The sequence below is a fragment of the Pseudoalteromonas sp. P1-8 genome, from assembly GCF_001399985.1.
Lineage (GTDB): Bacteria > Pseudomonadota > Gammaproteobacteria > Enterobacterales > Alteromonadaceae > Pseudoalteromonas.
The window spans coordinates 26,712-49,566 of sequence record NZ_LJSO01000008.1; the positions used below are offsets into that span (position 1 = coordinate 26,712).

16 protein-coding genes and 1 pseudogene are annotated in these 22,855 nt (G+C 40.6%); 13 read left to right on the plus strand and 4 right to left on the minus strand.

Annotation, left to right across the window (positions count from 1 at the left end):
- Positions 1–594 precede the first annotated feature (594 nt).
- From AN213_RS12365 to AN213_RS12405, 9 genes are all read left to right on the plus strand, one after another.
- Positions 595–3,384 carry a TonB-dependent receptor gene (locus tag AN213_RS12365; RefSeq protein WP_055198748.1) on the plus strand — a complete coding sequence of 930 codons (2,790 nt, stop codon included), beginning with the start codon at positions 595–597 and terminating at the stop codon, positions 3,382–3,384.
- A 105-nt stretch (positions 3,385–3,489) separates the two neighbouring features.
- Positions 3,490–4,986, plus strand: coding sequence for a tryptophan halogenase family protein (locus tag AN213_RS12370; protein ID WP_055198749.1), 1,497 nt, complete (start codon positions 3,490–3,492; stop codon positions 4,984–4,986).
- A 2-nt stretch (positions 4,987–4,988) separates the two neighbouring features.
- Positions 4,989–6,839, plus strand: a complete 1,851-nt coding sequence (locus tag AN213_RS12375; protein WP_055198750.1) for a glycoside hydrolase family 13 protein — start codon at positions 4,989–4,991, stop codon at positions 6,837–6,839.
- Positions 6,840–6,933: 94 nt separating this feature from the next.
- Positions 6,934–8,808, plus strand: coding sequence for an alpha-amylase family glycosyl hydrolase (locus tag AN213_RS12380; RefSeq protein WP_408002937.1), 1,875 nt, complete (start codon positions 6,934–6,936; stop codon positions 8,806–8,808).
- On the plus strand, positions 8,801–10,285 hold the full coding sequence (locus AN213_RS12385; RefSeq protein ID WP_055020845.1) for an MFS transporter: 1,485 nt from the start codon (positions 8,801–8,803) through the stop codon (positions 10,283–10,285). Before AN213_RS12380 ends, AN213_RS12385 begins: the two co-directional genes overlap by 8 nt.
- Positions 10,286–10,297: 12 nt before the next feature.
- Entirely contained in the window at positions 10,298–12,697 is a 2,400-nt protein-coding gene (locus AN213_RS12390; protein WP_055198751.1) for a glucan 1,4-alpha-glucosidase, read from the plus strand.
- Positions 12,698–12,757: 60 nt separating this feature from the next.
- Complete coding sequence (locus AN213_RS12395; protein ID WP_055198752.1) at positions 12,758–13,651, plus strand: sialate O-acetylesterase; 894 nt, start codon at positions 12,758–12,760, stop codon at positions 13,649–13,651.
- A 198-nt stretch (positions 13,652–13,849) separates the two neighbouring features.
- Positions 13,850–14,254 carry a hypothetical protein gene (locus AN213_RS12400; protein WP_055020848.1) on the plus strand — a complete coding sequence of 135 codons (405 nt, stop codon included), beginning with the start codon at positions 13,850–13,852 and terminating at the stop codon, positions 14,252–14,254.
- A 74-nt stretch (positions 14,255–14,328) separates the two neighbouring features.
- Entirely contained in the window at positions 14,329–14,715 is a 387-nt protein-coding gene (locus tag AN213_RS12405) for a hypothetical protein (RefSeq protein ID WP_055020870.1), read from the plus strand.
- Between the two features lie 7 nt (positions 14,716–14,722).
- On the opposite strand, the gene AN213_RS12410 is transcribed toward AN213_RS12405, so the two are convergent.
- Together AN213_RS12410 and AN213_RS12415 are read right to left on the minus strand one after the other, a co-directional pair.
- Positions 14,723–15,004, minus strand: coding sequence for a hypothetical protein (locus AN213_RS12410; RefSeq protein ID WP_055198753.1), 282 nt, complete (start codon positions 15,002–15,004; stop codon positions 14,723–14,725).
- 106 nt (positions 15,005–15,110) lie between these two features.
- On the minus strand, positions 15,111–15,401 hold the full coding sequence (locus AN213_RS12415) for a hypothetical protein (protein ID WP_055198754.1): 291 nt from the start codon (positions 15,399–15,401) through the stop codon (positions 15,111–15,113).
- A 268-nt stretch (positions 15,402–15,669) separates the two neighbouring features.
- Here AN213_RS12415 and AN213_RS20175 point away from each other — a divergent pair.
- Positions 15,670–15,768 (plus strand): annotated as a pseudogene (locus tag AN213_RS20175) (DUF1287 domain-containing protein); the annotation flags it as partial.
- A gap of 102 nt (positions 15,769–15,870) precedes the next feature.
- Positions 15,871–16,791, plus strand: a complete 921-nt coding sequence (locus AN213_RS12420) for a hypothetical protein (protein WP_055198755.1) — start codon at positions 15,871–15,873, stop codon at positions 16,789–16,791.
- Positions 16,792–16,856: 65 nt separating this feature from the next.
- On the opposite strand, the gene AN213_RS12425 is transcribed toward AN213_RS12420, so the two are convergent.
- Together AN213_RS12425 and AN213_RS12430 are read right to left on the minus strand one after the other, a co-directional pair.
- Positions 16,857–19,043, minus strand: a complete 2,187-nt coding sequence (locus AN213_RS12425) for an OsmC domain/YcaO domain-containing protein (RefSeq protein WP_054561640.1) — start codon at positions 19,041–19,043, stop codon at positions 16,857–16,859.
- Between the two features lie 193 nt (positions 19,044–19,236).
- The gene (locus tag AN213_RS12430; protein ID WP_055198756.1) at positions 19,237–20,256 is read right to left on the minus strand and encodes a LacI family DNA-binding transcriptional regulator; all 1,020 of its coding nucleotides are present in this window, start codon (positions 20,254–20,256) and stop codon (positions 19,237–19,239) included.
- 415 nt (positions 20,257–20,671) lie between these two features.
- Between AN213_RS12430 and glk the strand changes: the two genes are divergently transcribed.
- Both glk and AN213_RS12440 read left to right on the plus strand, forming a co-directional pair.
- A complete protein-coding gene (gene glk, locus AN213_RS12435) occupies positions 20,672–21,670 on the plus strand; it encodes a glucokinase (protein ID WP_055198757.1) in 999 nt (332 codons plus the stop codon).
- Between the two features lie 22 nt (positions 21,671–21,692).
- Entirely contained in the window at positions 21,693–22,706 is a 1,014-nt protein-coding gene (locus AN213_RS12440; protein WP_054561637.1) for a LacI family DNA-binding transcriptional regulator, read from the plus strand.
- Positions 22,707–22,855 lie beyond the last annotated feature (149 nt).

Consider the following 22,855-nt stretch of genomic DNA (forward strand, 5'->3'; position numbering starts at 1 on the left):
GGGTGAGATACTGTAAAAACTCTGCATACGTATGCACGCCAAATTCATCTTTGTTCTCAGTAAAATTTATTAACTTGATTTAAAAGTAAACAACTCGAATTTCTATCAATAAAATTTACCAATTAGGTTTGCTGGGTTTTAATTATGATCGCGAACGCCAGCTTGGTGCATAATATAGCTGGCTTACACCATAATGGTGCAGGGGTTGTATTGGTAAGACCAATTATCATTGGTATAGACTACTACCTTTAATAATTGCGTTAAGTCACCATTTAACCGAGATAAATGGCTTAGTACCTATTTGTGTAACCAAATTTGGGGCGAAAATATAGCGAAAATGTTTCAATACTATTAAATCACACAATAAAATTGATAAATCATTTATATTCATATAGTTACAATTCTATTTTGTAAAAATGTTGTTAATGTTCGTGGTGGTGGACTACGCTGAATACGTATGCATAAATTTGTTAAGAAAATAATCAGAGCGTTAATATTCAATTCGACAACAAAATCAGTCAGCGAATTACAGCTATTATGTTAATGAATAACTGCAACACGTTGGCATTACAATTTGGGTAATGGGAAAACATCATGTCTATGTTCAAACCAAGTATATTAACTCTGGCTTTAACAGCCGCAGGTTTAAATAGCTTTGTAGCTTATGCTGCAGAAGAAGACCAAAAAGCAAAAAACGATAACGTTGAAGTTATCGAAGTAAAAGGTTTTCGTGGCAGTGTTGTAGAATCTATTAATACTAAACGCTTCACTCCTGAAGTTGTTGAGTCAATCTCAGCAGAAGATATCGGTAAATTACCTGATTCATCAATCGCAGAATCAATCGCACGCCTTCCTGGTTTAACAGCACAACGTCTAGACGGTCGAGCTAGCCGTGTAAGTGTTCGTGGTTTCAGTGAAAACGAAAGTGCAACAACATTCAACGGTCGTGAGCAAGTTTCAATCGGCGACAACCGTGGCGTTGAATTTGACCTTTACCCATCAGAAATTATGAGTGGCGTAACGGTATATAAAACTCCAAGCGCAGGCATTGATGCTGAAGGTATCGCTGGCGTTATCGACATGCAAACTGTTAAACCTTTAAGTAAAGGTGAGCAAGTTATCATGTTCAACGGCCAATACGAGCAAACGGGTTTTGACAAATTAAACCCAGACGGAGACGATAAAGGTTTCCGTGGTACGGTTTCTTACATTGACCAATTTGCAGATGACACAATCGGTGTTGCATTCGCTTACAACACGATGAGCTCTCCAAACCAAGAAAAACGTTGGAACTCTTGGGGTTACCCTGAATTTACAGGTGAAGATGGTAATACGTACTCAATTTTAGGTGGTGCTAAGCCATTCGTACGTTCATCGACTCTTGAACGTGATACAGCAATGCTTGTTATTGAAGCTGCGCCGACTGATCGCCTAAACATGACATTTGATGCTTTATATGTAGATTTCTCTGATGAGAAAATCTTACGTGGTATCGAAGTGCCATTTGCATGGGGCCAAGGTTCAATTGACCCAAGTTCAGCTGTTGTTGACGCTGATTCTGGTTTCATCACAAGCGCAGTAACAGAAGGCCAACGTGTTGTTGTTCGTAATGACTACGAAGAGCGTAACGCAGAACTAACTCAGTTTGGTTTTAATGCAAAATACGACATTAGCGATGATTGGTCAGTAGAATTTGACGTAAGCCGCTCTGAAGTTGAGCGTCAAATCTGGAGTATCGAAAGCTACTCAGGTACAGGTCGTGGTGATGCAAATGGTGTTGCTGATACGATTGGTTATGAGTTTGACGGTGGTAACACTGGCGCACAATTCAGCCATAACCTTGATTACAGCGATTATGACTTAATTCAACTTGGTGGCCCATTATCTTGGGGTGCAAGTGCTGCACTTAACGATAAGTACGGCCTAACTGATACTGCTTATCAAAATACTGCGCAAGATGGTTTCATCAATGCGCCAGAAATCAATGATGAACTAAGCACATTGAAACTTGCTGCAAGCAAAGTACTTGATAACGCTTACATCAGCCGTGTGTCATTCGGTATGTCATACCGTGACCGTGAAAAGAGCAAGTTGTCTGAAGGTTACTTCATGACACTAAAAGACTTCTCTTTATCAAACCCTGGTATGTTATCTATCCCTGAACAATACCGTTTAGGGTCAGCTAGCCTTGATTTCATTGGTATGGGCAACATGGTTGCTTACGATACCAACGGTCTGGTGAATGATGGTTACTATAGCCTTCTTCAAGAAAGCTTAACTGATTCAAAACACAAGACACAGTCTTGGACAGTTCAAGAGGAAGTAACCGCGTTCTTCGCACAAGCTGACATTAATGCAGAGCTGGGCTCTATCCCTGTAACAGGTAACGTTGGTGTGCGTTATGTGAAAACTGAACAGTCTTCACAAGGCTTCGCTGCTAATACTGTGGATGGTTTAGTTGTTGTATCTCCAACAGATGTAAGCCATGACTACAGCCACTTCTTGCCAAGCATCAACTTATCATTTGCAATTGATGAAGAGCAAACTGTACGTTTTGGTGCGGCAAAAACGATTTCTCGTGCTCGTTTAGACGAAATGAACTCATCAGTTAATGCGTCTTACAATCAACAACCAGATGAAAACGGTAACTACTGGAGTGTATCAGGTGGTAACCCAGAGCTTGAGCCAAAAGAAGCAACTGGTTTTGATTTAAGCTATGAAAACTACTTCCATGAAGAAGGTTACTTCGCTGCAGCTGTATTCTATAAAGATATCACTCAGTGGATTTTTGACGGTACTTATGAAATCGATATGAGCGGTGTAGCTGACCCGTCTACTGGTGAAATCCCTGAAACTTCAACAGGTACAGGTTCAGGTAAAGTGAACGGTGGTTCTGGTGACCTATGGGGTTACGAGCTTTCATTAACTCTACCATTCACTATGTTCAGCGAGTCACTTGATGGTTTTGGTTTAATCGCAAGCCATACAGGTGTTGAGCAAGACTTAACTGACCAAAATGGTAACGATTATGAGCTACCTGGTCTATCTGACCAAATCGATAGCTTAACAGTTTACTTTGAGCGTAACGGTTTCCAAGCGCGTACTAGCATGCGTAAGCGTAGCGACTTTAAAGGTGACGTATACGGTTTAGGTTTTGCAACTACACAAGTTGACATTAAAGGCGAAACAATTTGGGATGCACAAATTGGTTACGACTTTAGTGAAGGCGGTGTAGAGAGCCTTGATGGTTTATCTGTCACTTTCCAAGTACAGAACATCACAGAAGAGCCGTTCACATCATTACAAGGTGATAACTCACTTCAAGTACGTGACTACCAAGACTACGGTCGTACATTCCTGTTAGGCTTTAGCTACAAGCTGTAATTAGCTAAAACAGCGATAGAAAATTGCCCTTGTGATTTGTTTTACAAGGGCTTTTTTATATTAGTGAGCTACACTCAATGAATTGAAATTGGCGTTAGGTGTACTATGGAAACAAAAAAAATAACCAAGGTCGTGATTGCCGGTGGTGGTACTGCAGGGTGGATAACCGCTGCATTACTTAATAAAGTGCTGGGCAAAGTAATTGATATCACGCTGGTAGAGTCAGCAGAGATTGGCACTGTTGGTGTAGGCGAAGCAAGCATCCCACCTATTTTGCATCTAAATGGTGCGCTAGGCATTTCTGAAAAAGAATTTATTAAGGCTACTGGTGCCACGATTAAGCTTGGTATCGAGTTTGAAAATTGGCGCAGCCAAGGCCACAGCTACATGCATGCCTTTGGTGAGATAGGTAAGGATTTTCCGTTTTGTGAGTTTTATCATTTTTGGCTAAAAGCAAATCAAGCTAATAATGCGCCTGATTTTTGGGATTTTTCACTTAATTATCAAGCTGCAAAAGCGCATAAATTTGCTCACCTCAAGCACATTCCTAACACTCAGTTGGCGGGCTTACATTATGCCTACCATTTTGATGCCACTCGTTATGGCGAATTTTTAAAGGAATTAGCGCAATCACGAGGCGTAAAACGCATTGAAGGCAAAATTGAATCGGTTAACCAATGCCATGAAAGCGGGTATATTCGCTCTTTGCTACTTAAAAATGGCGAGCAAATAGACGGCGACTTATTTATTGATTGCACCGGTTTACGTGCTTTATTAATAGAACAAACTCTTAATACCGGCTTTGAAGATTGGTCACATTGGTTACCATGTGATAGTGCGATTGCGGTGCAAAGTGAATCAGCTTCTGATGCAATTCCTTATACACGTTCAATTGCAAGAGACTCAGGCTGGCAGTGGCAAATTCCATTACAGCATCGTGTAGGCAACGGCCTAGTGTATTCTTCGCGCTTCTTATCAGACGAAGCGGCAAAACAACAGCTCTTAGAAAACCTACCTGCTAAACCACTGACAGAGCCCCGCGTTATTAAGTTTAAAACAGGTCGTCGCTTAAAACAGTGGCATAAAAATGTAGTATCAGTTGGCTTATCAAGCGGATTTTTAGAGCCATTAGAATCGACCAGTATTCATTTAATTCAAAGTGCAGCCATTCGTTTAATTAAGTTTTTTCCTCATCAAGGTATTAAACAAAGCCTTGTGGATGAATTTAATCAACAAAGTAAAACAGAATTTGAGCGAATTCGTGACTTTATTATTCTTCATTACAAGATTACTGAGCGTGATGACAGTGCGTTTTGGCGCTTTTGTAAAGGCATGGATATTCCAAGCAGTCTTAAAAAGAAAATTGAGCTATTTAAAACCAGCGGAAAGCTCGTAAGAGAAGACGATGAGCTATTTGCCGAAGTTGCGTGGCAGCAAGTGATGATAGGGCAAGGGCTAATTGCAGAGGATCACCATCCATTAACTGATGCGTTATCAGACGAGCAATTAAATGAGTTATTTAGCAATCTAAAAACCTTGATTAATAGCACTGTCGAGCAGCTGCCGAGCCACAGTCAATTCTTAGAAAAAGTACAAAATTAACTATGAAAAAAACACAATCATTTTTAGCGCTAACGACCGCATTTACACTTTTTAACTCAACAGCCAGTTTTGCTATTACTGCATCACCAGAAAACTGGTGGGTGGGCATGCAAAATGACTCGTTACAAGTCATGCTTTACGATAACAATATTGCTAACAAAACGTGGCAAATGATGCCTTATAAAGGTGTTGAGTTTAAAGGGGTGACAACAACGAATAACCCTAACTACGCGTTTTTAGATTTAACCATTAGCGATAATGCAAAGGCGGGAACACTAACCTTTAAAGCTGAAGATGGCACAGAATTTACTTACCCATTAAATGCCCGTGATAAACAAAGTGTCAATCGTCATGGCTTTACAAATAAAGATACGCTTTATTTAATCAATCCTGATCGCTTTGTAAATGGTGATCCAAACAATGACACCGTTGCTGGTATGAAGGAGCCTGCAAACCCAAGTTTTAAAGGTGGCCGTCATGGCGGTGACATTCAAGGTGTTATTAATAGCCTAGATTATCTTGAGAACTTAGGCGTGACTCAACTTTGGTTAACACCGGTGCTTGAAAATGACATGCCAAGTTATTCTTATCATGGTTATGCTATTACTGACTTTTACAAAGTTGATCCGCGTATGGGCAGTAATTCGCTTTATAAAACATTATCTGCAGAAGCGAAAGAGCATGGTATCGGCTTAGTGATGGACATGGTACTTAACCACTTTGGTTCATCGCATCAGTGGATGGCTGATATGCCTACTGCTGATTGGGTTAACTTTGATGGCAAGTTTGAAAACGGTAAAAATGCAACCAGTCACGCCAGACAAACAATCCAAGACCCTCACGCAAGCCAATACGACAAACGTCAATTTAACGATGGTTGGTTTGTTGAGTCTATGCCTGATCTAAATCAGCGCCAGCCGTTACTATCAACGTATTTGATTCAAAATGCCATTTGGTGGATTGAATACGCCAACTTAAGCGGCATTCGTGTTGATACCTACTCATACTCAGATAAAGCATTTTTAGCCGATTGGACTAAAGCCATTATGACCGAGTATCCAAACTTTAATATTGTTGGCGAAGAGTGGACAACCAACCCGGCTATTGCATCTTATTGGCAGCGTGGCAAAGTCAATCAAGATGGTTATACCTCAGATTTACCAAGTGTAATGGACTTTTCATTACAAGAGGCGTTGATCCAGGCACTTAACGAAGAAGAAAGCTGGAATACAGGTTGGGTAAAAGTGTACCAATCGCTAGCGAATGACTTTTTATATGCTGATACAGATAACATTTTAGTGTTTGCTGATAATCATGACATGAGCCGTGTTTACACTGAGCTTGGTCAAGACCTAGCAAAAACAAAATTAGCCATGACGCTGCTGTTAACAACTCGTGGTATTCCACAAATTTATTACGGCACAGAACTGTTACTTGATAACACACCAAGTAATGACCACGGTGATATTCGCATTGACTTCCCGGGTGGGTTTAAAGGTCAAAAAGCGAATGCCTTCACAGGTAAGGGGCTTTCAGCTGATCAGCAAGAGATGTTAGCTAGCATGAAAAAACTGCTTCAACTGCGCCAAGAAAAACCAGCGTTAAGCGAAGGTCGTTTAATGCATTTTTCACCCAAGCAAGGCGTTTACAGCTATGTGAGGGAGCACAATGGCCAAACTGTATTGGTTGTTCTTAACAAAAACCAACAAGCCATTGATTGGGATTTAAGCTACATGCAAGAAGTGCTGAAAGGCAATAATAAAGGACGCGATTTAATTAGTGAAAAACGCGTTGATCTTGCAGCGCCAATCCGCTTAAAAGCTATGCAAGCACGCTTAATCGAGCTTGAATAATTGCAACTAATAGGCTGAATACGTATGCATTTACTGTCCGTATGCAGCCCTTAACATTAGTATGAACTGATATTTACAGAAAAATGAAGTAATGATGACAACATACAAACTAACTGCGTTAGTAGTGGCTTCGGTTTTAGGTATAACTGCCTGTGGTAACGATGCGCCAGTACAGCAGAACACGCAAAAGCAGCAATCAGAATCTAGCCAAGCAGCTATCTCTAAGCCTGTGGTTTACCAAGTATTCACTCGATTATTTGGTAACACTAACACAACCAATAAACCGTGGGGCACATTAGAAGAAAATGGGGTAGGTAAATTCGCTGATTTTAATGATGCAGCATTACAAGGCATTAAAGAGCTAGGTACAACACATGTTTGGTACACTGGTGTACCGCGTCATGCTTTAGTAACTGACTATACCGAATACGGTTTGTCACAAGATGACCCTGATGTTGTAAAAGGCCGTGCAGGCTCACCTTATGCAGTGAAAGACTATTACGATGTTAATCCTGATTTAGCAATTAACCCTGAGCGCCGCTTAGAAGAGTTTGTAGAGCTAATTAATCGTACTCATAAGCACGGTATGAAAGTTGTTATTGATATTGTGCCAAATCACGTAGCGCGTAATTACGAGTCAGTCGCCAAGCCTGAAGGCGTAAAGGATTTTGGTGCTGAAGATGATACGACGAAAACCTATGCTCGCGATAATAACTTTTACTATGTAACAGGGCAGTCATTTCAAGTGCCTACCAGCGATAGCTACCAAGTGTTAGGTGGTAACCCGCATCCTCTTGCTGATAATCAGTTTGCCGAAACCCCAGCAAAATGGACGGGTAATGGGGCCCGTGCCGCTAAACCTGACATTAATGATTGGTACGAAACAGTTAAAATCAATTACGGTGTGAAACCAGACGGTAGCTACGACTTCCCAACACTACCGGATGATTACGCTGATAAAGATTACCGTGCGCACTACGCATTTTGGCAAGATAAAGATCTACCAAATAGCTGGTATAAATTCCGCGATATCGCGCTTTATTGGTTAGATAAAGGTGTCGATGGCTTCCGTTATGATATGGCCGAGATGGTGCCTGTTGAGTTTTGGAGCTTTTTAAATTCATCAATCAAGATGCAAAAAAGCGATGCCTTTATTTTGGCTGAGGTATATAACCCAACGCTTTACCGCCCATATATCCAACAAGGTAAGATGGATTACCTTTACGACAAAGTCGGTTTTTACGACACGGTTAAAGCTGTGATGCAAGGCAAGCAATCAGCGGATACTATTTTCGATATCCAAAGCCAAGTGGCTGATATTGAACAGCACATGCTGCACTTTTTAGAAAACCATGATGAGCAACGTATTGCTAGCCCAGATTTCGCTGGTAGTAGTGAAAAAGGTAAGCCAGCGATGGTGGTATCTACATTGATGTCGCGCTCGCCAACCTTACTTTATTTTGGTCAAGCTGTCGGTGAAGATGGCTCTGAGGACGGTGGTTTTGGCGACCCAACGCGTACCAGCATTTTCGATTATATGGGGGTACCTGCGCATCAAGCATGGATGAATAATGGTAAATTCGATGGCGGTGCGCTTTCAAAGCAGCAAGCTGATCTTCGCGCTTACTACACCAAGTTGATGTCGTTAAACACACTTCCTGCCATTGTTGGTGGTGACATGCAAGCGGTTGAATTGACAGGCTCAGAGCAAGTTATTGCGTTCACGCGTAAGCTAGGCCAACAACTAGTGCTTGTAGTAAGTAACTTTTCAGAAAACCAACAAAATGTTGAGCTTACTCTTAATCAAGCGTTGTTACCTAAGCTTAACCACAGTGGTTTAACGTTTACTGATAACCTAGAAAATCATGCCGACATTGTGATTCCTGAGGCATCTACTAAGGCGCCAATTCAATTACAACTGAACGGCTTAAGCAGTGCAGTATTTACCTTAAAGGCTGACTATGAATAATAACAAACCAACGCTAAGCTTTTGGCAAATATGGAATATGTGTTTTGGATTCCTTGGTATCCAATTTGGCTTTGCATTACAAAACGGTAATGTAAGCCGCATTTTTCAAACCTTAGGTGCCAATGTTGATGACATTCCAATTCTTTGGGTTGCAGCGCCGCTTACAGGCCTTATTGTTCAGCCGATCATCGGTTATTGGAGTGATAAAACATGGAATAAGTTAGGTCGTCGTCGTCCGTTCTTTTTCTATGGGGCTATTTTAACAACGTTATCGTTATTCATTATGCCTAACTCACCAAGCCTGTGGATTGCGGCGGGTATGTTATGGATCATGGATGCGTCAATTAACGTAACTATGGAGCCATTCCGTGCTCTTGTCAGTGATAACTTACCGAAAAAGCAACGTGCAACTGGTTATGCAATGCAAAGCTTCTTCATTGGTGTTGGTGCGGTTGTCGCGTCTGCATTACCTTGGATGATGACTAACTGGTTCGATATTGCCAATACTGCACCTGCAGGGCAAATTCCAGATTCTGTAAAATTCTCGTTTTACTTTGGCGCAGTAGTATTAATTATTGCTGTGTTTTGGACTGTCTTTACTACTAAAGAATATTCACCAGAAGAACTTGAAAGCTTTCATGAACAAGAGCAAAGCGATGACTCGGGCGATGTTCAAAGTGATGTAAACTTTAACAAAGGCGCTGCAATCTTTACGGTTCTTGGTCTAGTAGTACTTGGTATTGTTACGGGTCTATCGCTTGAAAAAGAGCTTTATTTACTTGCTGGTGGTTTGATTAGCTTTGGTGTTATTCAATTTATTGCTGGTGCTTTAAAGGCTAAAAACGCAACCAGTGGTGGCTTTTATCAAGTTGTGAATGATGTATTCACTATGCCAGAAACGATGAAACAATTGGCTTGGGTACAATTTTTTAGCTGGTTCTCATTGTTTGCAATGTGGATTTACACCACATCGGCAGTAACTAGCTTCCACTACGGCAGCAGTGATACAAGCTCTCTTGCCTACAATAACGGTGCGGATTGGGTTGGTGTATTATTTGCCGCTTACAATGGTTTTGCTGCCATTGCAGCACTGTGTATTCCGGTTATCGTTAAAAAAGTAGGACTAAAAATGGCTCACGCTATCAACCTAGTGCTAGGTGCATTGGGTCTGGTCAGCTTCATTATTATCAAAGATCCAAGTTTACTGATCTGGCCAATGATTGGAGTAGGGTTTGCTTGGGCGTCAATTCTATCTTTACCATACGCAATGTTAAGTACCTCAGTACCAAGTAAAAAAATGGGTGTGTACATGGGTATCTTTAACTTCTTTATTGTTATTCCGCAGCTTTTAGCGGCAAGCGTATTAGGCCTAATTTTACGTCACTTTTTTGATAATCAACCGATTTATGCGTTAGTGCTAGGTGCAGTGTCATTCGTACTAGCAGCGGTCGCTGTACTGCGCGTTAAGCAACAATAATAAGGACACACCATGAAAAAATTTAATCTCATTACAGCAAGCTTGTTAGTGTTAGGTTTAACAGCTTGTAGTTCAGAACAATCAGCTAATACAGCAGTTGAGCAGGTGCCGGCGCCAGGCGCACCGGGTGTTGAGCCTTTTTGGGCATACTCTGGTAAAACGGGGATTGGTACCTCTTACGAGCAATACCAAGATGGCCACTACAGCGACGCAGCTGCTACCGGCAAAGTATCAAAAGTTTGGTTTTCAATCGCGAAAGGCATGATCACCGAAACCATGTTTGGTTTAATTCACCAAGCACAAATCAAAGATATGCAGTTTGTTGTAGTTGGTAAAGACTTTACCGTTACAGAAAACGATGATCTCGATGTAAGCATTGATTATTTATACAAAGACGACGCTGGTCGTCCATTATCGCTTGCTTACAAAGTAGTAAGTAAAGATAAACAAGGTCGTTTCACTTTAGAAAAACATATCTTTACAGATCCAAACGGCCAAACATTGTTTGTTCGTAGCGTATTTAATACAGACCTTGAAGGTGTAAAAGCCTACGTTAATGTGAACCCTTACATTGATAACAACGGTTTAGACGATTTTGCAAAAGTAACTGATAAGGGTCTAGTTGCTTGGCAAGATGATAACTTTTTATCTTTACAAGCCGCTCAACCATTTAAGCAAGCAAGCGTTGGCTTTACGGGTGTAAGTGATGGCTTAAAAGAGTTAAAAGCATCGCAATCATTATCAACGACTTACCAAAGTACTGGTGATAAGTCGGGTAATGTAAGCTTACTTGCAGAGCTTGGTGAAGTATCAAAAAACACCAGCTTTGATTTAGCTTTAAGCTTTGGTAATTCTGAAGCTGCAAGCTTAAAAGAAGGTCAAGCAAGTTTAAATCAAGGCTACCAAAAAGTGCTTGCTGCATATAACGGTGAAGGTGCTGCAATTGGTTGGCAAGACTACTTAGCAAGCCTTGAACCTTTAAGCACATTAACTAACAGCACCGCAGATAATGGAAAGTTGCTTTATACCAGCGCCATGGTATTAAAAGCGCAAGAAGATAAAACTCATGCCGGTGCTTTAATTGCGTCACTTTCTAACCCTTGGGGTGAAACGGTGTCGGCTAAAACAGGTTCTACCGGTTATAAAGCGGTTTGGGTACGTGATTTCTATCAAGTAGCAATGGCATTTATGGCCATGGGTGATGCACGTACCGCCAAGACAGCGTTTGAATATCTAGAAAAAGTACAAGTAACAGATAACACACCAGGCAATGGTGGTGACACTGGTTGGTTCTTACAAAAGACTCACGTTGATGGTGAGCTTGAGTGGGTAGGTGTTCAGCTTGACCAAACAGCAATGCCAATTATGTTAGCGTGGAAACTACATCAAGCTGGCGTACTTAGCGATCAAGAGCTGACAGATTGGTATGGCAAAATGTTAAAACCAGCTGCTGATTTCTTAGTTGATGGTGGCCTTGCGAAAATTCTTTGGAACGACACGCAAATTACACCGCCAGCAACGCAACAAGAGCGTTGGGAAGAACAAAATGGTTTTTCACCATCAACAACTGCAGCGGTTGTTGCAGGCCTAGTAACGGCTGCAGATATTGCTAAAAAAGCAGGCGACACTAAAAATGCAGAGCGTTACCTAGCAACGGCTAAAACGTTCAATAGTGAAATTGAAAGTACGATGTTTACGACTCAAGGTAACCTTAAGTCTGAAAACAGCGATGGTGAATATTTCATTCGTATCGGTCAAGACAAAGATCCAAACTCATCAACCACACTTAATGCCAATAACGGGCGTGAAGGCTTTGATAAAAAGCAAATCCTTGATGGTGGATTCTTAGAGCTTGTACGTTATGGTGTTCGTGATGCACTTGCGCCAAGCATTGTAAAAACATTACCAGAGTACGATGACGAAACCTTAGTCGATAATCTGCAAGTGCGTTACACCTTTAATTTTGCTGATGGCTCGGGTTCATTCCCAGGCTACCGCCGCTATGGTAACGATGGTTACGGTGAAGATGAAGTGACAGGTAATAACTATGCCGAAGGTGGCAATAACACCCCTGGTCAACGTGGTCGTGTATGGCCGTTTTTTACAGGTGAACGCGGTCACTATGAAATCGCCGCTGCAAACGCAACCAACAGCCTTGATGTGATGAAGCAACAAGCGATTAAAGACACTTATGTAAAAGGTATGGAAGCATTTGCTAATGAAGGCATGATGTTACCTGAACAAGTTTGGGATGGCGTAGGCAACAATAAAGCAGGCTATCAGCTAGGTGAGGGTACAAACTCAGCCACACCACTGGCTTGGACTCACGCTGAATACATTAAGTTACTCCGTTCAGTGAGCGATAAACATGTATGGGACCATTACCCAGTTGTTGAAGACGCATTGAAGTAAAAACTTATTTAACATGCCCAATATTTATTGGGCATGTTGCTTTTGGCAAAAGGAAAAATAATGTTAAAAAGAATGGCTTTATGTGCTCTATTAGCAGTAAGTACGCAAAGTAAAGCGGATGATTACTTGCTTTACTTTATGGGTGGCCAATCAAATATGGAAGGATTTGGCTTTAATAAAGATTTACCTGCGGAGTATAAAAAACCAGTTGAAAATACCTTACTCTTTTTTGGTAACCCTGTTGCTGATGATGCATTAAATGGTGGTAAAGGTGTTTGGACTAATTTAATGCCTGGCTTTGGAACAGGCGCTAGATCGACAGGTCATTCAATTATTTTATCTGAAAGATTTGGTCCTGAATTGAGTTTTGGTAAACGCTTATCTGAGCTTACAGATAAGAAAATAGCCATTATTAAATATGCACGTGGAGGCTCATCTATTGCGCTTGGGGCATCTGGCTTTGGTACATGGGGGCAGAACTATGCTGACAACACTAAGATTAACCAATGGGATAACTTTCAAACTACCGTAAGAGCTGCGTTAGCTAACAATGATATAGATGGTGATGGTGAAGCCGATACTTTAGTCCCAGCAGGGATCATTTGGATGCAGGGTGAGGCAGATGCCTATCATGAGCAAGCATCTAAGGTTTATTTAGCTAATTTAACAAGTCTGATGAATGATATGAAGATGACTTTTGGCAATATAGAGTTACCAATCATACTTGGCAGAATAGAAGACTCTGGTAAAACACCCCAAACACGAATGATGCCATATATTGAGAGTGTATGGGATGCTCAGGAAAAGTTCGTTAAATCAAATGCTAATGCTCATTTAGTTGCCTTTGATGAGCCTGTCGAATTCATTGAAGATAAATGGCACTATAAAAGTAATTACTATATAAGACTAGGTAACCTTTTTGCAGAAAAAGCAGCCGAAACATTAGCTAAGTAAGCTTCTTTTAAATAGCTACTTAAATAATTAAACCGCCGAATTAACCTCGGCGGTTTTTTGTTTTGCACTTTTTTACAATTTAATTGTGCTTTCCTTATATGGGTACGTTAAGATAGCTTAACTTTAATTCAGTAAACAAAAGCCATTACTATTTGGTGTAATTTGTAGCTGAACAATTAATTCAGGGAAGGTGCAAATATGTTCAAGGCTTTATCTACTTTGTTGGGTGTTGGTTTATTGTGTTCTTGTGCAATAAATACAAACGTGGGTGAGTATGTGCTTGGTGATGTTGAAACTTCAGTCCGAGGTCACAATGTTGAAGTATTTACAGAACGCCAATTAGTGAGCCACAGAGCAACATTTCTTGGCCAGGTTTCGAGCTATTATTGCCAATTAGAAAGTGATATGCATTTACCACAAGCGGGTCCGTTTGATGATATTAATGGTTCTAGAAGTCAACTCCAAGACACTCTTAAAAGTAAAGTACAGCAAAGGGGTGGCAACGCGATTGTATTTGGACAGTGTTATATCAGTGCTCATGCAGATACTGATTGCCAAAAAGCGCTGAGTTGTGAAGGGTTTGCGTACCAAGTTGAATATTAAAAACTTTTACTATTTCCATCTCGTTACTTAAGGTCTGGACTGTGGCGAATTATCCTAACGCTATCCTAGGTTTGATGTTACTTTTTCATGCTTCTATTACCAGTTGTGCTGAACTTAAACCCTTCACTACAGATGGTTGCAGCTCTTTTCCTGATGGAACAATAGAACATAAAAACTTATGGTTGGCGTGCTGTACAGCCCATGATCTTGCATATTGGCAAGGGGGTACTTTCAAGCAACGTGAGCAAGCTGATATAGATTTAAAAGCGTGTGTTGCACAAGTAGGTGAGCAAGAAATTGCAGTATTGATGCTTGCCGGTGTTAGAGTGGGTGGAACACCTTTTTTACCTACTAGCTTTCGCTGGGGTTATGGCTGGCCATACCCTAAGCTTTATGGTGAACTAACAGAGCAAGAGCGCTTACAAGTTGAAAGTCGTCTAGCTGAGCTTAAAACTAAATAACCTATAGCTATCTAAATTCTTTACAGGTTTTTGATGCATCGTTGATAGCAGTTGCTTCAGCGCTTTTGGAAAAATGTGATGACATGTAAAGACTTAATTGATGGTCGGGCATTTTAATGCGTGTAATGCCATTAAAGCGGTGAGGCTCAATATCTTTTGCAATCACAGCAGGAAGGGCTGTTATACCAGCTCTGTTCTTAGCCACAAAATCAACGGCTTGTTGCCATGTACTGACTTGATGTTCATGGCTTATCGATTCATTTTTATCAATGCCTAAATATTTAAGCATTAAGGTACGTGCCCCAGTTCCGCGTTTATAGACGATACCATTTTAGTTTGCCTGTCTGCGTAAATTCTCGATACTCAAGTCTGGGTTAGTACTGTGGCTGATTAACTCATATCCAACTTGATAAATTGTCGCTGAGCGAGTCGCAAATAAATCTATGTGGTAACAATAAAAGTGGCATGGCAATATCTACTTCATTGTTTTGCAGCATTTTAATATGCCGTGCTTGCGGTACAGTGATTACGTCGTAGTTGCTATCAAGTTGATTGATAACGCAGCTATAGGCTGATTTTAATTCACCGTTAAATTGTTTGCGTGAGTACTTTAATGACTCGCCATTTTCACTTGATACACCAATAAGCACTTTAGCGGAAATTGAATGACTGAGTGAAATACTCATTAGAGCGAATAAGGTAAATAAAAAACGTAATAAATCTATTTATTAAAACATAATGTGGTAAGAGGTGAGTAATTTAGCAATGGCTACTCATAAATACAATATGGTTGCTGGAGCCAAAGCAGTGTGATTAATTTTACATATCAGCTTGCTGACTATTTCTTACTTTAAAACAATGAAATAAAGAGATTTTTGCTCAGTTAAGCTGAAACTACCGCTGCTAAAATCATGTAGCATTTTGTAGCTTACAGATGAACTATCGAAAGATAAATTAAGAGCTCTGATTGTTCATAACATAGGCTGGGGTCCTAAAATGGAAGATAGGTTATTCACTTACAAAATTACAGGGCATTACCGATATAAACCCTAACATTCACATTAGGCTTCAATTAGTTACCACTTTAATATACATTTAAGATATCGTTTGTACCTCAATTGGGTTTAGCTTAATTTTAACTTAAAAGGGATTTATATGAAAAATGTTAGTAAATGCATTGCCAGCTTATTGTTGCTACTTCCGACGACTATTTTTGCTGCTCAAGAAGTTGTGATTGAAAAGTCAGATAAATTTACCGAACTGTCAAAAGGTTTAAAGGTAAGTGTTAGGACTGGCCCTACAAAAAATGCCAAAATTTATGACTTTTCGACCAAGAAAATAACCATCAACGATGAGCATGGTGCGCCTTTTCAACGTTACTATTTGCAAATTGCCACAGCAGATAAAGAATGGGCTAAGGAAATCATTACGTTTGATGATAAAACAAATACAATTGACTTAAATGCACTACTTTTTGGTCAATTGGTAGACACTTCTGAACTGAAGAAATTAGACTCAGCGCACGCTTTTTCTTTATATAATCGCCTTGAAAGTATCCTCTCGGAAGAATACGGAACATTTGAACAGGTTTATAATAATGGCCTTGCTGACTATTTAAATTATATGTCGATAGACGCCGGTTTTGAGAATTACATAGCAAGAACCGGGGGAGCGGGCGATAAACTCACAGAATCACTAAAAGAAATAAAGATGCCGCCTCTTGTTGAACACCAACAATTAATAAGTGAGTTTATTAAGGCTGTAAATCAAAAAGACAAAACATGGTTGTTGGCACAGCAAAGACCTAATTCCTCACAGCGAGACTCGGGAATTTATGCGCGGGGTCTAAACGTGCTGTTTGAGTATTTTGATAGCATAGGTAACCCTACAAAGTTTAATATTACCCGAGAAACACAAGGTCGCTCTTATGACCTTAATTCTAATAAATACTTTATTGTTGAATTACTTGAGCACAAAGGCCGAAGAGAAAAAATAGAGATGGAGTTTATGTTTGTAGATACTTATGGTGGCCGTTTCATTGCTGAATACGACATTACAGGTGTTCGTTTTCGTTAAGTAACGGGTTAAGTAAAGTTGAAAAGCCGCAGGTTACGAAAACGTGCGGCTTTGATATTTCTTCGTTATAGCCCTGCTTTTTTAGCGCGAGCAGCGTGTAGCTTTTTATAGCTTTCGATTAAACGAAGGTGCCTGTCTAAGCCCTCAAGCTTCATGCTGGTTTCTGTTAAACCATAGAACATAACATCGCCGTTGATTGAGCCAACGACTGCATCCATCGTTTCTTGACCAAACATACGGGTGAAGCTATGAATGTAATCTTCAATCTCTAGGTCATCGCTGAGTGCGACTTCCAATGTTGCATGCATTGCTTGGTAGAATAGGCCGCGTTCAACAATGGTATTGTCGTTATACTGTAAGAATGCTTCAACAAGCTCCATTGCTGCTTCTAAATCACCAAGTGCTAAGTAAATAAGTAGCTTCAGCTCAAGAATCGTTAGCTGACCCCACACTGTGTTTTCATCAAACTCAATACCGATTAAGGTGATAATATCTATGTAGTTATCTAGTTCACTTTCTTCTAAGCGCTCAACTAAATCAGCAAGTTGATCTTCTGATAAACGATGCAGGTTTAAGATATCCTCGCGGAAGTTAAGTGATTTATTGGTATTGTCCCAAATCAAGTCTTCCACAGGATAAACTTCTGAGTAATCAGGCACTAAAATACGACATGCAGTACCAAGGTCTGAGAACTCAGCAATGTAAGCTTCTTTACCTAAGCTTTCTAAAATACCGAATAAGCTCGCTGTTTCTTCTTCATTGCTACCTGAGAAATCCCATTCAACAAAATCATAATCGTGCTTAGCGCTGAAGAAGCGCCATGAGATCACGCCAGTTGAATCAATGAAGTGCTCTACAAAGTTTTCCGGTTCAGAAACTGCCATACTATTGAATGTTGGCTTAGGTACATCGTTTAAGCCTTCGAAGCTTCTGCCTTGTAATAACTCAGTTAAGCTGCGCTCTAATGCAACTTCAAAGCTTGGGTGCGCACCAAAAGAAGCAAATACACCGCCTGTTTTAGGGTTCATGAGTGTTACGCACATCACTGGGAACTGACCACCTAGCGAGGCATCTTTTACTACAACAGGGAAACCTTGTTCTTCAAGACCATTAATACCCGCAACAATACCTGGGTACTTGTTTAAAACCTCTTGAGGTACGTCTGGTAAAACAATTTCTTGCTCAATGATTTGGCGCTTAACTGCACGCTCAAAAATTTCAGATAAGCACTGTACTTTTGCTTCGGCAAAGTTGTTACCAGCACTCATACCATTACTTAAGAATAAGTTTTCAATTAGGTTTGAAGGGAAGTAAACTGTTTCACCGTCTGACTGGCGAACATAAGGAATAGAGCAAATACCACGTTCTTTATTACCAGAGTTAGTATCGATTAAGTGTGAGCCACATAGCTCACCATCTGGATTATAAATTTCACGGGTATAATCATCTAATATGCCCTCTGGTAGAGAGTCATCATCAGTCAGAGCAAACCACTTTTCATTTGGGTAATGAACAAACTCGCTATTGGCAATGTCTTCGCCTAAGAACTGATCGTTATAGAAGAAGTTACAGTTTAAGCGCTCAATAAACTCGCCTAAAGCTGAGCATAGCGCGCTTTCTTTAGTTGCACCTTTACCATTGGTAAAACACATTGGCGACGCTGCATCACGAATATGAAGTGACCATACATTTGGCACAATATTACGCCAAGAAGAGATTTCGATTTTCATCCCTAACTCTTCAAGGATGGCCGTCATATTTGCGATGGTTTCTTCAAGGGGTAAGTCTTTACCTAAAATAAAGGTATTACTGTCATCACCTGGTTTTGCCATCAACATTGCTTGCGCGTCTGCTTCGATGCTTTCAACAGTATCGATTTTAAATTCTGGGCCAGTTTGAATAACACGTTTTACTGTACAACGCTCAACAGAACGTAAAATACCCGTGCGGTCTTTCTCAGAAAGGCTTTCTGGTAACTCAACCTGAATTTGGAAAATTTGGTTATAGCGGTCTTCTGGATCAACGATATTGTTTTGTGCAACACGAATACCATCTGTCGGGATATCGCGTGAATTACAATACACTTTAATAAAGTAAGCCGCACACAATGCAGAAGATGCTAAGAAGTAATCGAATGGACTTGGTGCAGTACCATCACCCTTATAGCGAATAGGTTGGTCTGCAATGACAGAGAAATCATCAAACTTGGCTTCAAGCCTGAGGTTGTCGAGAAAATTAACTTTAATTTCCATTAAAAAATTCCACCTTTGTGCGCGTTGTTATCTAAAGCTTTGTTTGCCAGATAAGCGTTTTCAACATAATAGGCGTAATTATCTGCTTTTTCGAAGTAATAGTCTTGGGTAAATCGAAAAAAAACTGATTTTAATGCAATAAGTTTCTGGTTGGGTAAGGAGGAGGCGATAACAAAGCTGTCATCGCTAAAAATTAAACACTCGAACCACGAATAATTAAACGCGGTGGTAAAAGGGTATTCTCTACATCTTCACCACGAATAAGTTTGAGCAGGTTATCGACCAACATTTGTCCGGCGAGGGTGGTGTCTTGCTGTACGGTGGTAAGTGGTGGGTTTACAAAGCTGGCAACAGCAATGTTATCAAAGCCAACAACATGTACATCATCAGGAACCTTGATTTTCGCTTCTTTCAAAGCGCGAATAGCACCAATAGCAATAAGGTCACTGGCGGCAAACAATGAGTTAAAGCGAATGTTATTTGCTATGAGGGAACGAGTTGCGTGATAGCCTGATTCTTCAGTTGAAATCGCATTTGCCATCTTACGTTCGTTTAAAGCCACGCCTTTGGCTAAGAAAGCATCTTTAAAACCTTGGTAGCGAGCAAAAAATTCAGGGCTATGATCAGAAGCATCACCAATAAATGCACAATCAGTTCTACCTGTTGCGAGTAAATGTTCTGCTGCTAATTTACCACCGCCGTAGTTATCGCAGCTGACTGTTAAATCTGGGCGGTTATCGACGCTTGCACCCCAACAGACAAACTTAGTATGTTGGTCAATTAAGGTTTTAAATTTAGGTTGGTAATCGAGGTAATCACCATAACCAAGCAGTATTAAGCCATCTGCACGGTGGCTGTCTTCGTAATCGGCTTGCCAATCAGAGCTGCTCGACTGAAACGATACCAGTAAGTCGTAGCCTTCTTTTGCACAAGCTCTTGTAATACTGCCTAGCATCGCCAAAAAGAAAGGGTTTATTTGTGATTCATCCGAAGTGGGATCTTCAAATAATAAAAGGGCGAGGGTGCTACTTTGTTGAGTTCTTAAGTTACTGGCATTTTTATCAACTTTATAGTTGAGCTGTTTTGCTACCTCATGAACACGTCGACGCGTTTCTTCGTTGACTAAAGGGCTATTTCGCAGCGCGCGAGAGACGGTTGACTGCGACACACCCGCATAATGTGCAATGTCAAAAGATGTCGCCTTACCTTTCATATGGTTACCAAATAACAGAAGTAGTAATTGCCATTTTCGGCTATTTAATATTTTTTTCAAGCTATTTGTGACAAGCGGCGTGTGTGTGGCTGTTCTGTACACAGCTAGGTATTTTTTATGCGTATATAAATGCTTTTTCGATACTTAATACGCAGGTTTTTCCATTAAATACGTATGCATGCACAAATAATGAAAATTTTTATTGATCCTAATCTGACACCGGTGTCATAATGTCACTGTTTTATCATTTTGTTGTCAAAACGTATTTGGCTGCCCATTCATTTGGGCAGCATTTTTTTAATACAAAAGATAGCTTCTTTGAGGCAATGACCCAAAGTTTAGCAGACACAGTGGCTTTGCCATTGAAAACTAGAAAAATAAGCGGCAACTAGCTTAGACAAATAGAGAAAACATCATGAACACACAGTCAACTACAGAATTCGCTCCTATTCTTGTTGCCGATATCGGCGGCACTAACGCTCGTTTCGCTTTAATCACTGACTTTAATGCACAAACTAACCAGTTTGTTATCGAGCACAATTTAACTTTTCCAAGTGCTGACTTTGGCTCTTTAGAAAGTGCGATAAACCAGTACTTCAGCCAAATTTCGTTTCCAAAGCCAAGCCGTGCATGTTTAGCAGTAGCTGGCCCGATCAAAGCAGGCCAAGTTCACTTAACAAACCTTGGCTGGCACTTTAACGTTGCAGATTTAAAAGCTGAGTTTTCATTTGAGCAACTTGAAGTAATCAACGACTTTGCAGCATTTGCCTATGCAGCACCTTATTTAGATGATTCGCAAAATATGGCTGTTAAAGCAGGCCAGGCTGATGAAAATGCGAATATCGCAGTTATGGGACCAGGTACAGGTTTTGGTGCTGCGTGTTTAGTTCGCACATCACAAGGCAGCGCTGTTCTTAGCTGCGAAGCAGGGCACATTACCCTTGCGGCAGTGACAGAGTTAGACCGCTTGTTAATCACTGAGCTTAAAAAGCAGTTAAATCATGTATCTGTTGAGACTGTGTTCTCAGGCCCTGGTATTGCTCATTTATATGGCGCTATGGCTGCGGTAAAAGGCGTTGAAGCGAAGAATTTAGATGCAGCACAAATTAGCGAGCTTGCAACCACTGGTCAATGTGAAGTCTGTGATGCAACACTCAATCAATTTTGTGATTGGATTGGCAGCGTAGCAGGGGACTTAGCCCTGACATTTGGCGCATTAGGTGGCGTATTTATTGGCGGTGGTATTTTACCTCGTATGCAACAACGTCTATTATCTAGTCGATTTGTTGAGCGTTTTGCAGACAAAGGCATTATGTCGCAATATACTTCACAGATCCCCGTTACGCTTGTAACACAAGACAACATTCCATTCATTGGTGCTGCTGCGTGTATACATGTTAAAAGTAACGCGTAATTAGCAGTTGGATGTAGAGCGGATGAAGAAAGTAACCATCAACAGTGTCGCCAGCTATGCCGGTGTATCGAAAAAAACAGTATCTCGCGTGCTCAACAATGAGCCAAACGTGAGTGATGCAACGCGCGAAAAAGTACTTAAAGTATTTAAAGAGCTTGATTACACACCAAACCCAATCGCTCGTGGCTTGGCACAAAACCGCAGTTTCATCATTGGTTGCTTGTACGACAATCCGAGTAAAAGCTATATTACACGTGTACAAACCGGTGCTTTAGCGGCATGTCATGAGCTTAACTACAATTTATTGATCCACCCATGTGAATTACGCGGCGAAGAATTAATTAGTAACATTGAGCAATTAATTCAAACCTCACGTTTAGACGGCATTGTACTGACCCCACCATTTTCAGATTTCCCTGAACTTGTAAGCTTTTTGAAGTCGAAAAAGATCCCTTATGCCCGTGTCGCATCTGCGGTACTTGAAGACGACTCTATTTCGGTAAGAAGTAATGACGAGCAGGGAGCGTTTGAAATAACAGAGCATCTTATTAAGCTGGGCCATAAAGAAATCGCCTTCATCAAAGGTCACCCTGATCACAGTGCGACAGAGCAGCGTTTTAAAGGTTATCGAAGAGCGCTTGCGTCAAATGGTATTGAGTTTGATGAACGCTTAGTTGAAGAAGGTAACTTCAGTTATCACTCTGGTGTTGACAGTGCTCGTACAATCTTAGATTTGAACCCTCGCCCAACAGCGGTATTTGCTTCAAATGATTACATGGCAGCGGCGGTATTAAAGCTTGCTACGCAAATGCAGTTAAGAGTGCCAGATGATATTTCTATTGCTGGGTTTGATAATGCCCCAATTGCACGTCATATTTGGCCAGGGTTAACGACCATTGCACAACCAGTTGAAGAAATGACTCAGCAAGCAGTTAAGCAATTGATCACTCATATTGGTGATCCACAAGAGTCGCCTTATCAAGTAACCCTTGAAGCAAAGCTCATTACTCGTGAGTCGACAGCAGCAATTAAATAAATTTCATCTTGTTTTTTCACAGTAGCCCGAGAATGAGTGACGCGTTCTCGGGCTTTTTTATTTCAAGCTTAAAAACTTAATGAAAAGCTATAAGCTACTGTTTTTATACCAATCCGCTTAATTAAGTAGTCTATTTTGAGGCAATAAAA

Coding starts and splice junctions, on each gene's coding strand:
- AN213_RS12365 (WP_055198748.1), top strand. CDS start 595: ATGTCTATGTTCAAACCAAGTATATTAACTCTGGCTTTAACAGCCGCA.
- AN213_RS12370 (WP_055198749.1), top strand. CDS start 3,490: ATGGAAACAAAAAAAATAACCAAGGTCGTGATTGCCGGTGGTGGTACT.
- AN213_RS12375 (WP_055198750.1), top strand. CDS start 4,989: ATGAAAAAAACACAATCATTTTTAGCGCTAACGACCGCATTTACACTT.
- AN213_RS12380 (WP_408002937.1), top strand. CDS start 6,934: ATGACAACATACAAACTAACTGCGTTAGTAGTGGCTTCGGTTTTAGGT.
- AN213_RS12385 (WP_055020845.1), top strand. CDS start 8,801: ATGAATAATAACAAACCAACGCTAAGCTTTTGGCAAATATGGAATATG.
- AN213_RS12390 (WP_055198751.1), top strand. CDS start 10,298: ATGAAAAAATTTAATCTCATTACAGCAAGCTTGTTAGTGTTAGGTTTA.
- AN213_RS12395 (WP_055198752.1), top strand. CDS start 12,758: ATGTTAAAAAGAATGGCTTTATGTGCTCTATTAGCAGTAAGTACGCAA.
- AN213_RS12400 (WP_055020848.1), top strand. CDS start 13,850: ATGTTCAAGGCTTTATCTACTTTGTTGGGTGTTGGTTTATTGTGTTCT.
- AN213_RS12405 (WP_055020870.1), top strand. CDS start 14,329: ATGTTACTTTTTCATGCTTCTATTACCAGTTGTGCTGAACTTAAACCC.
- AN213_RS12410 (WP_055198753.1), bottom strand. CDS start 15,004: ATGCTTAAATATTTAGGCATTGATAAAAATGAATCGATAAGCCATGAA.
- AN213_RS12415 (WP_055198754.1), bottom strand. CDS start 15,401: ATGAGTATTTCACTCAGTCATTCAATTTCCGCTAAAGTGCTTATTGGT.
- AN213_RS12420 (WP_055198755.1), top strand. CDS start 15,871: ATGAAAAATGTTAGTAAATGCATTGCCAGCTTATTGTTGCTACTTCCG.
- AN213_RS12425 (WP_054561640.1), bottom strand. CDS start 19,043: ATGGAAATTAAAGTTAATTTTCTCGACAACCTCAGGCTTGAAGCCAAG.
- AN213_RS12430 (WP_055198756.1), bottom strand. CDS start 20,256: ATGAAAGGTAAGGCGACATCTTTTGACATTGCACATTATGCGGGTGTG.
- glk (WP_055198757.1), top strand. CDS start 20,672: ATGAACACACAGTCAACTACAGAATTCGCTCCTATTCTTGTTGCCGAT.
- AN213_RS12440 (WP_054561637.1), top strand. CDS start 21,693: ATGAAGAAAGTAACCATCAACAGTGTCGCCAGCTATGCCGGTGTATCG.